Source organism: Streptomyces sp. NPDC051907, assembly GCF_040681075.1.
Lineage (GTDB): Bacteria > Actinomycetota > Actinomycetes > Streptomycetales > Streptomycetaceae > Streptomyces.
Genome location: NZ_JBFAYB010000014.1, coordinates 61788 through 74784, shown reverse-complemented (window position 1 = coordinate 74784; position 12997 = coordinate 61788). Strand labels below are relative to the sequence as shown.

11 protein-coding genes are annotated in these 12997 nt (G+C 70.7%); 10 read left to right on the top strand and 1 reads right to left on the bottom strand.

Annotation, left to right across the window (positions count from 1 at the left end):
• Positions 1 to 177: 177 nt before the first annotated feature.
• Positions 178 to 1662 (top strand): aminopeptidase P family protein, encoded by a 1485-nt coding sequence (locus AB0M39_RS11420; RefSeq protein ID WP_365362712.1) that lies wholly within the window; start codon positions 178 to 180, stop codon positions 1660 to 1662.
• A gap of 87 nt (positions 1663 to 1749) precedes the next feature.
• Here the strand turns inward: AB0M39_RS11420 and AB0M39_RS11415 are convergent, their stop codons facing one another.
• Positions 1750 to 2301, bottom strand: coding sequence for an ATP-binding protein (locus tag AB0M39_RS11415; protein ID WP_365362711.1), 552 nt, complete (start codon positions 2299 to 2301; stop codon positions 1750 to 1752).
• Between the two features lie 249 nt (positions 2302 to 2550).
• Here AB0M39_RS11415 and AB0M39_RS11410 point away from each other — a divergent pair, with 249 nt between their 5' ends.
• The 9 genes from AB0M39_RS11410 (at position 2551) to AB0M39_RS11370 (ending at position 12894) form a co-directional block, all read left to right on the top strand.
• Positions 2551 to 3336 carry a hypothetical protein gene (locus AB0M39_RS11410; protein WP_365362710.1) on the top strand — a complete coding sequence of 262 codons (786 nt, stop codon included), beginning with the start codon at positions 2551 to 2553 and terminating at the stop codon, positions 3334 to 3336.
• Positions 3337 to 3432: 96 nt separating this feature from the next.
• Positions 3433 to 4173, top strand: a complete 741-nt coding sequence (locus AB0M39_RS11405; protein ID WP_365362709.1) for a YcnI family protein — start codon at positions 3433 to 3435, stop codon at positions 4171 to 4173.
• Between the two features lie 304 nt (positions 4174 to 4477).
• Positions 4478 to 5134 (top strand): SCO family protein, encoded by a 657-nt coding sequence (locus AB0M39_RS11400; RefSeq protein WP_365362707.1) that lies wholly within the window; start codon positions 4478 to 4480, stop codon positions 5132 to 5134.
• Positions 5131 to 5586 (top strand): copper chaperone PCu(A)C, encoded by a 456-nt coding sequence (locus AB0M39_RS11395; RefSeq protein WP_365362705.1) that lies wholly within the window; start codon positions 5131 to 5133, stop codon positions 5584 to 5586. Before AB0M39_RS11400 ends, AB0M39_RS11395 begins: the two co-directional genes overlap by 4 nt.
• Before the next feature lie 15 nt (positions 5587 to 5601).
• Positions 5602 to 7824, top strand: a complete 2223-nt coding sequence (locus AB0M39_RS11390) for a copper resistance protein CopC (protein WP_365362703.1) — start codon at positions 5602 to 5604, stop codon at positions 7822 to 7824.
• Between the two features lie 7 nt (positions 7825 to 7831).
• Positions 7832 to 9064, top strand: coding sequence for an iron uptake transporter deferrochelatase/peroxidase subunit (efeB, locus tag AB0M39_RS11385; protein WP_365362701.1), 1233 nt, complete (start codon positions 7832 to 7834; stop codon positions 9062 to 9064).
• A gap of 120 nt (positions 9065 to 9184) precedes the next feature.
• Entirely contained in the window at positions 9185 to 10120 is a 936-nt protein-coding gene (pheA, locus tag AB0M39_RS11380) for a prephenate dehydratase (RefSeq protein ID WP_365362699.1), read from the top strand.
• A 699-nt stretch (positions 10121 to 10819) separates the two neighbouring features.
• On the top strand, positions 10820 to 12097 hold the full coding sequence (gene serS, locus AB0M39_RS11375; RefSeq protein WP_365362697.1) for a serine--tRNA ligase: 1278 nt from the start codon (positions 10820 to 10822) through the stop codon (positions 12095 to 12097).
• Complete coding sequence (locus AB0M39_RS11370; RefSeq protein WP_365362695.1) at positions 12094 to 12894, top strand: HAD family hydrolase; 801 nt, start codon at positions 12094 to 12096, stop codon at positions 12892 to 12894. Before serS ends, AB0M39_RS11370 begins: the two co-directional genes overlap by 4 nt.
• The last annotated feature ends 103 nt before the right edge of the window (positions 12895 to 12997 follow it).

The window sequence follows — 12997 nt, the reverse complement described above, 5'->3', positions numbered from 1 at the left end:
GCTCCCCGCGACTCTCCGCGACTCGTCATGGTTTCTCACCGTTTCTCAGGGATCTTCGCCATCCAGCCGATCTCCTATGCCCTGACGGATTCCTCACATGTTTTCCACAGGGTTCGGGGCCGTCTCCTCGTCGCACATACGATGCGAAGAGGGGGCCAGTGTGATCGAGGAGAAGACGTGGCTGAGGAGCTCGTTCCGGAGACCCCGGAAGCAGCTGAGGCAACCGGTCAGTCCGCCGACCCGGCGGAGCCGATCGAGCAGCGCAAGAACGGCCTGTACGCCGGCGTGTCCGACGAGCTCGCCGAGAACATGACCCAGGGCTGGGCCGACACCGAGCTGCACGACCTGCGGCCCATCGCGCAGGCCCCGCACACCGCCGCCCGTCGCGCGGCGCTCTCGGCGCGCTTCCCCGGCGAGCGCCTGGTGATCCCCGCGGGCCCGCTCAAGACGCGGTCCAACGACACGGAGTACGCCTTCCGCGCCTCCACCGAGTACGCCTACCTCACCGGCGACCAGAGCGAGGACGGGGTCCTGGTGCTGGAGCCGGTCGACGGCGGCCACCGGGCGACGATCTATCTGCTTCCCCGCTCGAACCGCGAGAACGGCGAGTTCTGGCTCTCCGGCCAGGGCGAGCTGTGGGTCGGGCGCCGGCACTCCCTCGCCGAGGCCGAGCAGCTCCTCGGCATACCGGCCGATGACGTGCGCGAGCTGCCCGACCGGCTCCGCGAGGCGACCGGCCCGGTGCGCACCGTCCGCGGGCACGACGCCGGCATCGAGTCCGCGCTGACCGACAAGGTCACCGCCGAGCGCGACGAAGAGCTGCGCGTGTACCTCTCCGAGGCGCGCGCGGTGAAGGACGAGTTCGAGATCGGCGAGCTCCAGCAGGCCTGCGACTCGACGGCGCGCGGCTTCGAGGACGTCGTCAGGGTCCTGGACAAGGCCGAGGCGACCAGCGAGCGCTATATCGAGGGCACCTTCTTCCTGCGCGCCCGCGTCGAGGGCAACGACGTCGGCTACGGCTCCATCTGCGCGGCCGGGCCGCATGCCACGACCCTTCACTGGGTGCGCAACGACGGCGCGGTCCGCTCGGGCGAACTGCTGCTGCTGGACGCCGGCGTGGAGACCCGCAACCTCTACACCGCCGACGTCACCCGCACCCTGCCGATCAACGGCCGCTTCAACGAGCTGCAGCGCAAGATCTACGACGCGGTGTACGCGTCGCAGGAGGCGGGCATCGCGGCGGTGCGGCCGGGCGCCAAGTTCCGCGACTTCCACGACGCCTCGCAGCGCGTGCTCGCCGAGCGGCTCGTCGAGTGGGGTCTGGTCGAGGGCCCGGTGGAGCGCGTGCTGGAGCTGGGCCTCCAGCGCCGCTGGACCCTGCACGGCACCGGCCACATGCTCGGCATGGACGTCCACGACTGCGCGGCCGCGCGCACCGAGGCATACGTCGACGGGACGCTGGAGCCGGGTATGTGCCTCACCGTGGAGCCCGGGCTCTACTTCCAGGCGGACGACCTGACGGTGCCCGAGGAGTACCGGGGCATCGGCGTCCGGATCGAGGACGACATCCTGGTCACGGAGGACGGCAACCGGAACCTGTCGGCGGCGCTGCCGCGGCAGGCGGACGAGGTCGAGGCCTGGATGGCCTCGCTCAGGGGCTGACGGAGGACGGCCGCTCGCTCGGCTCCACCGGCGGCGAAAGGCCGCCGGCCCGCTATAGCGGGGACGCCGTCGACGGCCGCGGGACGGTCATGACGCCGTCGGCAGCGCCGCTCCCTCGCGCCACTTGAGGATCTTGTCGAAGCTGACCACGGCGCCGCGCCCGGGGCGGTTGCGGAAGTGGACGTGGTCGGCCAGCTCCTCGATCAGGCAGAGGCCGCGGCCGCTCTCCGCGATGGCGGCGGTGGCGGCCGCGGCGCCCATAGCGGCACTGGTCGTGGTGGTCGCGTTCGTCGCGGCGGCGGCAGCGGTCGTCGCAGCGGCGACCGTCGCCTGGGGCAGGGAGTGCGCGAACTGTCCGCTACGACGGGCGGGAAAGCCCGGACCGCAGTCGGCGACCTCGATACGGCATTTCTCGCCGTCCAGATAGGCCGTCACGCGGTACGCCTCCGACGCCTCGCCGGACCCATAGCCGCCGCCGTGCTCGACGGCATTGGCGCAGGCCTCGCTGAGCGCGACCGAGAGGTCGTACGAGATCTCCGGATCCACCCCCGCGGTCTCCATCGTGCCGAGCAGAAGCCGACGCGCGAGCGGAACGCTCGCGGCTTCGCGCCGCAAGTGCAGAGACCACCAGATGCTCATGCTCCAGCCTCCTGGCTGCGGCTCGACATACCGATACGTATTGCCGCGAGACGACGTCGGTAAGCGCACAGTTGCTGTGATAACGCTCATTCGGCGGACGCGCGCCCCTCACATGCCGGTGTATGTCGACAGGTTCATGTCGTAGGCCCATGCCGGCAGGTCATGCGCGTGCCCCCGCCGGGCGGCAAAGAGGGATCTTCCGGACCTGCCGTATGGGCGGGCGCGGCGCAGTGCGATGATGACCCGGCCATGTCGTCCCTCCCCGTTGCACGCGTCGGCGCCGGTCTGCGGCTGCTGAGGGCCGCGGTGTTCACCGCGGTCTGCGTTGTGCTGTCCGCGACGGGGCATGTGCTGGCCGCCTGCGCGGCGGTTCCCTGGTGGACCCTGGCGCTCGGTTTCCTCGGGGTGTTCGCCCTGGTCGCGCCGTTCACCCAGCGGACGCGCTCGCTGCCCTCCATAGCGGTCGCGCTGACCGTCGGGCAGCTCTCGCTGCACACGCTGTTCGGGTACGGGCAGCACCGGTTGCAGCTCGCCCCGACGGCCGACGACGCACTGATCAGGATGGCCGCCAAGCTGGTGTGCGGGGCAGGCGCCGCGTCCATCAGCCCCACCGACGCGCACCGGATCGTCACCTCCGCGGGCATCGACCCCGCGAAGACCCACAGCACGCACCCGGCCCTGGCCGAGAGCGTCGTCGCCGGGCCCACGCTGCCCACCCTCCCCATGGTGCTGGGGCACCTGCTGGCCGCGCTCGCGACCGGCTGGCTGCTGCGGCGCGGGGACAGGGCGCTGGTCCGGCTGATCCGGCTGTCGGCCCACTCGGCCCATGAGCTGGCCGATGGGGCGCTACTGCGCTCGCTGCGGGCCGCGCTCGTTCTCGTACGGACCCTGCGGAGCGGCCTCCAGGGCGCGCGTACGGCAGGACCGCGCGCGACCCGGTCGTCGGCCGACCCTCCCGCCTCGCTCGGCGGAGAGGCACTCCAGCACACGGTGATCAGGCGCGGGCCCCCCGCCCAGCTCGTTCTCGCAGCCTGACGCGGTCCACTCGACGGGAGTGGCGCCGCGGCGCCAGCGCACCCTTGTGCGCGCGGCGCGCACTCACCTCTCCTGAACCGTGGAGTGTCCTACCCCATGAACGTTTCCCGCATCGCCCTCGCCGCCGGCGTCGCCGCCTCCTCCGTCCTGCTGCTGTCCTCCAGCGCCTTCGCACACGTCAGCGTGCAGCCGCAGGGCGAGGCGGCCAAGGGCGGCTACGCGACGGTCAACATCAAGGTTCCCAACGAGCGCGACAACGCCTCCACCGTGAAGCTCGAGGTCAGCCTGCCCACCGAGCACCCGCTGGCGTCCGTGATGCCGCAGCCCGTGCCCGGCTGGAAGGCCGAGGTCACCAAGGCCAAGCTGGAGAAGCCGCTCAAGATCCACGGCAAGGAGATCACCGAGGCCGTCTCCAAGGTCACCTGGACCGCGGACGGCTCCAAGATCGGCCCGGGTGAGTTCCAGCAGTTCCCGCTCTCGCTGGGCCAGCTGCCCGAGGACGCGGACCAGTTGGTCTTCAAGGCGCTGCAGACGTACGACAACAAGGAGGTCGTGCGCTGGATCGAGGAGCCGAAGGAGGGCGCCGACGAGCCCGAGTCGCCCGCGCCGGTCCTGAAGCTGTCGGCCGCCACGGACGACCACCACGGCGGCGGCGCGAAGGCGGCCAAGGACGGCGGCGCGGACGCCAAGAACGCCGGGCACGACGAGGACGAGAAGTCCAAGACGGCCGCCGACGCCAGCGACTCCACCGCCCGCGCGCTGGGCATCGTGGGCATCCTGGTCGGCGCCGGGGGCCTCGCCTTCGGCTTCCTCGCCAGCCGTCGCCGCGCCTCCTGACGTACTCCATCAGGCGCTTCCTCCGGCGATCGCCGCAGCGATCGGGGCGGTGACTCCTGTGGCGACTCCTGACGCGCTCCTCGGCTCGCTCTCGCTGAAGAGCTCCGAAGCGCCCGGAGTCGTCCGAGTCCCGCCTAGTACTCCCGAGCACTGCTGAGTACTTCTGAATCGTTCCGACGCGTTCTGACGCTCTCGTGGAAGCGCAGTCCGGAGCGCGGCCGAAGGCAGAGGCGGAATGCGCCGCCCATAGGCGCACTCTGCCGAGCCGGCTGACGCTCGTACATCACATTTGGGATATTTCTCCATGCGTAAGAAAACCGTGCTCGCGGCCGCGCTCGTCGTGGCCGCCGGGCTCACCCTCTCCGCCTGCGGCAGCGGCGACGACTCGGCCAAGAGCCCCGTCACCGACGTGTCCGCCCAGCCGAAGACCAAGGCCGCGACGGTGCTCGACCGTCCGTTCACCAAGCCGAACCTGGTGCTGACCGACACCCGCGGCAAGAAGTACGACCTGCGCGAGCAGACCAAGGGCAAGCCGACGCTGATCTACTTCGGCTACACGCACTGCCCCGACGTCTGCCCGCTGACGATGAGCAACATCGCCATCGCCAAGAAGCGGCTCCCCAAGGCCGACCAGGACAAGCTCCAGGTCGTCTTCGTCACCACCGACCCGGAGCGGGACACCCCGGCCGAGCTCGCCAAGTGGCTGCCCAGCGCGGGCGACGCCTCGTTCATCGGACTCACCGGCGACTTCCCGACCATTCAGGCGGGCGCGCGTCAGATGGGCATCGGCATCGACCCGGCGAAGAAGAACAAGGACGGCTCGGTCGAGTCGATGCACGGCGCGCAGGTCATCGCCTTCAGCCCGAAGACCGACGCGGGCTATGTGCTGTACGGCGAGAAGACCGGGATCGAGGACTTCGCCGCGGACCTGCCCAAGCTCATCCGCGGAGAGAAGCCGTGAAGCACCGCTCCACCGTCGCCGCCGCCATAGCTCTCGGCGCGGCGCTCGCGCTGTCCGGCTGCTCGACCGAGAGCGAGCAGCCGGCGCTGAAGGTCAGCGGCGCGTTCATGCCCCAGCCCGTCGACGACATGGCGGCAGGCTTTCTGATCGTCCAGAACAGCGGAGGCAGCGCGGACAAGCTCACCTCCGTCACCAGCCCCATCTCCGACGACGTCACGATCCACGAGACGAAGAGCCAGACGATGCGTGAGGTGAAGTCCTTCGACGTCCCGGCCGACGGCGAGCTCGATCTCGAACGCGGTGGCAACCACATCATGTTCATGAAGCTCAAGCAGAAGCCGAAGCAGGGCGAGAAGGTCTCCGTCGAGCTGCACTTCGAGAAGTCCGACCCCATCGCGGTTGAGCTTCCCGTGAAGGAGCCCACGTACAACCCGAAGAAGCACGAGCACTGAGGGACTGATCTCGCCATGACAGCCACCACCGCCCCGCACTTCGGCTCGCCAAACGCCCGGCTCAGGCCGTCGCCTGTCCGCCTCCGGCCGCTGCTCGCCGTCCTCGTACTCGTCGGCACGCTCCTCGCGGCGCTGCTGGCCGGCGCGAGCCCCGCGTCGGCGCACGCCGCGCTGACCGGGAGCAACCCGAAGGACGGGGCGGTGGTGCCCACCGCTCCCAAGGAGGTCACGCTCACCTTCTCCGAGCAGATCGCCATGGGCGACGACTCGATCCGCGTCCTGGAGCCCAGCGGAAAGCGCGCCGACAAGGCCAAGATCCGCGACCTGGGCCAGGGCGGAGAAGTCGCCTATGGCGTCGATCTGCTCCGCGGCCTGCCCAAGGGCACGTACACCGTGGCCTGGCAGGCCGTCTCCGCCGACAGCCACCCCGTCTCCGGGGCGTTCACCTTCTCCATCGGGGCGCCGTCCCAGACGACCGTCGCGCTGCCCAAGAACGAGGCGGGCGGAGGGGTCGTCGGCTTCCTCTACGACATCGCGCGCTACGCCTCGTACGCGGGCTTCGTGCTGCTCGCGGGCGGCGCGGCCTTCGTGCTCGCCTGCTGGCGGCGCGGCGCCTCGGTGCGGTCCCTGCAGCGCCTGGTCGTCCAGGGCTGGCTCACGCTCACCGTGGGCACCCTCGCGATGCTGTTGCTACGGAGTCCCTATACCGGCTCCGGAAAGCTGGGGGACGCCTTCGACCTCTCCGGCCTCCAGGCCGTCCTCGAGACCAAGACCGGGGCCGCGCTGATCTCCCGGCTGCTGCTGCTCGGCGCGGCGGCGCTGTTCGTGGCCGTCCTCTTCGGGGCGTTCGCGAAGCAGCACGCGGCGGGGGCGAGCCTGGGCGAGGAGAACGAGGAGAGCAAGGAGAGCACGGAGAGCACGGAGACCAAGGCGGTAGACGCCGACGAGCAGGACGCCGCCCAGAAGCGCGCGGCCGAGAAGGCCGAGAAGGAGAAGGCCGACAAGGCCGAGAAGAACGACCTCGCCTTCGGGCTCTCTCTCGGCGGCACGGTGGTGGCCGCGGGGATCGCCGCCACCTGGGCACTGTCCGAGCACGCGTCGACCGGCCTCCAGCCGGGGCTCGCGATGCCCATGGACGTACTGCACCTGCTGGCCGTGGCGGCATGGCTCGGAGGGCTGGCCGCGCTGCTCACCGCCCTCTATAGCGCTCCGTGGATCGAGCGGGCGGCGGTACGGCGGTTCTCGACGGTCGCGTTCGCCAGCGTCGTCGTGCTCAGCGCGACCGGGCTCTACCAGTCCTGGCGGCAGGTCGGCTCCTGGTCGGCGCTGACCGGGACGTCGTACGGGCAGCTGCTGCTGGTCAAGGTGGCACTGGTCGCGGTCATGGTCGCCGTCGCCTGGATCTCGCGCCGGTGGACGGCACGGCTGGGCGCCGGGCGGCTCGACGAGGCCCAGCAGGGGGAGAAGCAGGAAGAGCAGAAGGACGACACGAAGGCCGGTGCGAGCAACGACGAGGCTGCCGCCGACGCGGCCACCGCCGGCCGGCCTGAGCCTGAGCCTGTGGCCGTCTCCGTCTCCCGCTCCGCTGAGTCCGCCGAGGCCTCCGAGTCCTCCGAGTCCGCGCGATCTATAGAGGCGCCGGAGACGGATCCCGAGCGGGCGGCTCAACTCGCCCGGCAGCAGGCCGCGGTCGCGACCGCCAAGAAGAAGAAGAAGGACCGGGACGCCGACCCCGAGCGCTCCGGACTGCGCCGGTCCGTGCTCGCCGAGGCGGGCATCGCCGTGATCCTGCTCGCCGTGACGACGGTGCTGACCTCGACCGAGCCGGGCCGTACGGAGGAGCAGGCCGCCAAGGCGGGCGGCGGCTCGCAGGCCGCGGCCACCGTGCCCGAGGGCCCCACCGAGATCAAGATGCCCTTCGACACCGGCGGCCAGAACGGCAAGGGGACCGTACGGCTCAGCCTCGACCCCGCCCGCTCCGGCGCGAACGAGATGCAGGTGTATCTCGAGAGCCCGGACGGAAAGCCGCTGGACGCCCCCGAGGTGAAGGTCGCCTTCACCCTCACGGACAAGCAGATCGGGCCGCTGCCGATCGTTCCCGAGCGTGTGGCCAAGGGACACTGGAGGAGCGGAGCCGCGGTCCAGATCCCGATGCCGGGCGACTGGGAGGTCAAGGTGACCGTGCGGACCTCCGACATCGACCAGACGACCATCGACAAGAACGTGAAGATCGGCTGACCCACCCGTGAGCGAGAACGAGATTTCCAGGCGCCGGCTGCTGGGCGCCGCGGGCGCGGCCGGCGCGACTGGTCTGGTGCTGGGCGCCGCGGGCGGGGCCGCGGGCTATGCGGCCGCCTCCGGCGACGCCCCGACCGCGCTGACCACGGTCGGCTCGACCGGAGTCGCCTTCTATGGCGAGCACCAGGCCGGCATCACCACGCCCCTCCAGTCCTGCGGCCACCTGATCACCTTCGATCTCGCCCCCGGCGCCGGACGCAGGGAAGCGGCCGCCTTGATGCGCCGCTGGTCGACGCTGGCCGGCGAGCTGATGGCGGGCCGCCCCACCGGCGACGGGGACACGGGCGTGGCGCTGGACGCGGGGCCGTCCTCCCTGACGGTCACGTTCGGGTTCGGCCGCACCTTCTTCGACCGTACGAAGCTGACCGCGCGGCGCCCGGCCGAGCTGGACCCGCTGCCCGACTTCTCCGCCGACCAGCTGGACGCCAAGCGCAGCAACGGCGATCTATGGGTGCAGATCGGCGCGGACGACGCGCTGGTCGCCTTCCACGCGCTGCGCGCGATCCAGAAGGCAGCGGGCGACGCGGCCCGGCCGCGCTGGCAGATGAACGGCTTCAACCGCTCGCCCGGCGCCACCGGCAAGCCCATGACCACGCGCAATCTGATGGGCCAGATCGACGGCACGGGCAACCCCAAGCCGGACGAGCCCGACTTCACGGAGCGGATCTTCGTTCCGTCGAAGACGCAGCACGCGTGGATGGCCCACGGCTCGTACGCCGTCGTCCGCCGTATCCGGATGCTCCTCGACGACTGGGAGCGGCTCTCGCTCAAGCAGCAGGAGCTGGTCATCGGCCGCCGCAAGTCCGACGGGGCGCCGCTGACGGGCGGGAGCGAGCTGACCGAGCCGGCGCTCGACGAGGCCGGCCCCGACGGAAAGCTGGTCATCCCGGGCAACGCCCACTCCCGGATCTCCGCGCCGGAGCAGAACGGCGGGGCCGCGATGCTGCGGCGGCCGTTCTCGTACCACGACGGCATCGGCCCGGACGGGACGCCGGACGCGGGTCTGCTCTTCGTCTGCTGGCAGGCCGACCCGCTGCGCGGCTTCGTGCCGGTGCAGCGCAAGCTCGACCGGGGCGACGCGCTGTCGCCGTTCGTGCGGCACGAGGCGAGCGGGCTGTTCGCGGTCCCGGGCGGGGCGGGCAAGGGCGAGTACGTGGGGCAGGGGCTGCTGGAGGCCTGACGGCGGGGCCGGCGGGGCTGGGCGGGTTCCGTGGGGACGCCTCGTGCGGGCCCGGAACCGGGGCCGCGGAAGTGTGAAGATCGCGGGTCGCTTCGATCTCGGGCCCATTAGGGTGACGGTATGTCGGCCACGCGGTACACCTATCTCGGACCTGAGGGCACCTTCACCGAGGCTGCCCTGCGCACGCTCCCGGAAGCAGCCACCCGGGAGCTCGTCCCCATGGTGTCCGTGCCCGCGGCGCTCGACGCCGTGCGGAACGGAGACGCCGCGGCCGCCCTCGTACCGATCGAGAACTCCGTGGAGGGCGGCGTCACCGCGACCCTCGACGAGCTCGCATCGGGCGAGCCGCTGATGATCTACCGCGAAGTGGTGCTGCCGATCGCCTTCGCGCTGCTGGTGCGGCCCGGCACGAAGCTCTCCGAGGTGAAGACGGTGACCGGACACCCGGTCGCCCAGCCTCAGGTGCGCAACTGGCTGCGCAGCAATCTCCCGGACGCCCTGTGGGAGTCCGCCGCGTCGAACGCCGACGGTGCGCGGCTGGTGCAGGAGGGGCGCTTCGACGCGGCCTTCGCGGGCGAGTTCGCCGCGGCGACGTACGGGCTCGAGCCCCTGGTCACCGAGATCCACGACGCGGAGAACGCGGAGACCCGCTTCGTGCTGGTGGGCCGGCCGGCCAGGCCCGCCGCGCCGACCGGCGCCGACAAGACGTCCGTGGTCATCTGGCTCGGCGACGACCACCCGGGCGCGCTGCTGGAGCTGCTCCAGGAGTTCGCCGTGCGCGGGGTCAACCTGATGCTGATCCAGTCCCGTCCGACGGGCGCGGGCATCGGGAACTACTGCTTCGCCGTGGACGCCGAGGGCCATATCTCGGACCGCCGCGTGGGCGAGGCGCTGATGGGACTGAAGCGGATCTGCCCGAACGTGCGGTTCCTCGGGTCGTATCCGCGGGCCGGCGTGGCGGTGGAGGACGTACGGGCGCTGCGCGCCGGAACGTCGGACCAGGAGTTCACGGCGGCGTCGGACTGGCTGGCACGCTGCCAGGACGGGCGTGCCTGAGCGCGGAGTCCGCTCTGTCCTTGCGTAATCGCACTCCTCTCGTGATCGACCTGTCCTTGCGTGGTCGACCCGCCGGTTCCGTGTGCTTCGTGCGCGAGCCGATGGCCGGTCCTTTCCAGCCACACCCCCACAGGCGCCAGTCCTACCTGCCGATTTTCATTGTCCACAGGGCTTATCCACAGGGCGGCTTCTCGACCTGGGGACAAGTCGACACCGCAATCAGACATGGTCGACAAATCTGCTCAGTCACCCCACTTCCGTCCACAGGGCCTCAGCGCACCCCGTGTCACCTCAATTCCATTGATCAACTCTTTAGGGCGAGGAATTCCCACCCGAATGAGTGTGTGAAGCGAGTTTAGAAGGGGAATCGTTGGACCTACTTGCGGCTTTCGGAACGATCTCTTCCGCAGTCCACAGATCTTCCGCACAGCCTGTGGATAACTTTCCATCACCGCGCATCCCTGTGGACAAGAAGTGATCGAATCCCGCGTCCCGCAAGGACGATCAGTCAATGCCGGACCAGACCCCTTGCCCCATTTCGGCGAATAACAGGGGTTTATTGACGCCCGCGCGGGACAAGCGGCGGCGCGATGCGCTCGCACCTTTCTGAATTCAGGGCAAATAACCCAATCCAGACAAAGCGACACGCAAGGCAATATCGGGTGGGGTGGCCCGAGTCGCGGCCGGTAGCCTGGTGGGGTGATTGACCTTCGCCTGCTCCGTGAGGACCCCGACCGTGTTCGCGCCTCCCAGCGCGCCCGTGGAGAGGACGTCGAACTCGTCGACGCCCTGCTCTCCGCCGATGAGCGGCGCAGGTCGTCCGGCGTCCGCTTCGACGAACTCCGCTCCGAGCAGAAGTCGCTCGGCAAGCTCATCCCCAAGGCGTCTCCGGAGGAGCGCGCCGAGCTGCTGAGGAAGGCCGAGCAGCTGAAGAGCGACGTCAAGGCGGCGGAGGCGCAGCAGAACGAGGCCGACGAGGAGACCCGTCGGCTCCTGCTCCAGCTGGGCAACCTGGTCCACCCGGACGTTCCGGTCGGCGGCGAGGAGGACTTCGTCGTCCTCGAGACGCACGGCACGATCCGCGACTTCGGCGCCGAGGGCTTCGAGCCCAAGGACCACCTGGAGCTCGGCGAGGCGCTCGGCGCCATCGACGTCGAGCGCGGCGCGAAGGTGTCGGGCTCGCGCTTCTACTACCTGACGGGCATCGGCGCCCTGCTCGAGCTCGCGCTCGTCAACGCCGCGATCGCGCAGGCCACCGAGGCCGGCTTCATCCCGATGCTCACCCCGGCGCTGGTCCGCCCGCGCGCTATGGAGGGCACCGGCTTCCTCGGCCAGGCCGCGGAGAACGTGTACCACCTGGAGAAGGACGACTACTACCTGGTCGGCACCTCCGAGGTCCCGCTCGCCGCGTACCACATGGACGAGATCATCGACGCGGACAAGCTGCCGCTGCGCTACGCCGGCTTCTCGCCGTGCTTCCGCCGCGAGGCCGGCACATACGGCAAGGACACCCGCGGCATCTTCCGCGTCCACCAGTTCGACAAGGTCGAGATGTTCTCGTACATCGCGCCGGAGGACGCCGAGGCCGAGCACAAGCGGCTCCTGGACTGGGAGAAGCAGTGGCTCACCAGCCTGGAGCTGCCGTTCCAGGTCATCGACGTCGCCAGCGGCGACCTGGGCTCCTCCGCCTCCCGCAAGTTCGACTGCGAGGCGTGGATCCCGACGCAGGGCAAGTACCGCGAGCTGACCTCCGCGTCGAACTGCGACGGCTTCCAGGCCCGCAGGCTCTCGGTCCGCATGCGCGACGGCAAGAAGGTGCAGCCGCTCGCCACGCTGAACGGCACGCTCTGCGCGGTGCCGCGCACCATCGTGGCGATCCTGGAGAACCACCAGCTGGCCGACGGATCGGTCCGGGTGCCCGAGGCGCTCCGTCCGTACCTGGGCGGCCGCGAGGTTCTGGAGCCGGTCTCCAAGTGACGTTCCCGTACCGCCTCGTCGCCACCGACCTCGACGGCACGCTGCTGCGTGGCGACGACACGGTCTCCCAGCGCACCCGCGACGCGCTCGCCGCGGCCACCGCGGCGGGCGCCGCGCACATCATCGTCACCGGGCGGGCCGTGCCGTGGACCCGGCACATCCTGGACGACCTGGGGTACGAGGGCCTGGCCGTGTGCGGTCAGGGCGCGCAGGTGTACCACGCGGGCGAGCACCGGCTGCTGACCTCCGTGACGCTGGACCGGCAGCTCGCCGGCCTGGCGCTCTCCAAGATCGAGGCGGAGGTCGGCCCGCTGGCGCTCGCCGCGAGCCGCGACGGGCTGGGCGGCGAGGTGCTGGTCAGCGCGGGCTACCGGCTCCAGGATGGCCCGCTGCCGACGGTGGTCTTCGAGGACCCGGCCGAGCTGTGGTCCGCCCCCATCAACAAGGTCTACATCCAGCATCCGGAGCTCGACGACGACGCGCTGACGCGCGCGGCCAGGGCGACGGTCGGCAGTCTGGTCGACGTGGTGATGGCCGGACCGGGCGTCGTGGAGATCCTGCCGCTGGGGCTGAGCAAGGCGACCGGCCTCTCGCTGGCGGCGCGCCGGCTGGGGCTGCGGGCGGCGGACACGATCGCCTTCGGCGACATGCCGAACGACATACCGATGTTCGGCTGGGCGGCGCACGGGGTCGCTATGGCCAACGCGCACGAAGAGCTGAAGGCCGTGGCGCACGAGATCACCGCGTCGAACGAGCACGACGGCATCGCGGTGGTCCTGGAGCACCTGCTGAGCTGACTCACGCGGTGCGGACGGGCCCGTCCTGCGGGTGCCGGGTTGCGGCGTGATGACGGATGTCGAGGGCGGGCTCGGCTCCCTGGGCGTGACCTGGCGTGGACCT

Excerpts from the sequence above, each read along its gene's own strand:
- AB0M39_RS11410 (WP_365362710.1), top strand. The coding sequence starts at position 2,551 with ATGTCGTCCCTCCCCGTTGCACGCGTCGGCGCCGGTCTGCGGCTGCTG.
- pheA (WP_365362699.1), top strand. The coding sequence starts at position 9,185 with ATGTCGGCCACGCGGTACACCTATCTCGGACCTGAGGGCACCTTCACC.
- AB0M39_RS11405 (WP_365362709.1), top strand. The coding sequence starts at position 3,433 with ATGAACGTTTCCCGCATCGCCCTCGCCGCCGGCGTCGCCGCCTCCTCC.
- AB0M39_RS11415 (WP_365362711.1), bottom strand. The coding sequence starts at position 2,301 with ATGAGCATCTGGTGGTCTCTGCACTTGCGGCGCGAAGCCGCGAGCGTT.
- AB0M39_RS11400 (WP_365362707.1), top strand. The coding sequence starts at position 4,478 with ATGCGTAAGAAAACCGTGCTCGCGGCCGCGCTCGTCGTGGCCGCCGGG.
- AB0M39_RS11390 (WP_365362703.1), top strand. The coding sequence starts at position 5,602 with ATGACAGCCACCACCGCCCCGCACTTCGGCTCGCCAAACGCCCGGCTC.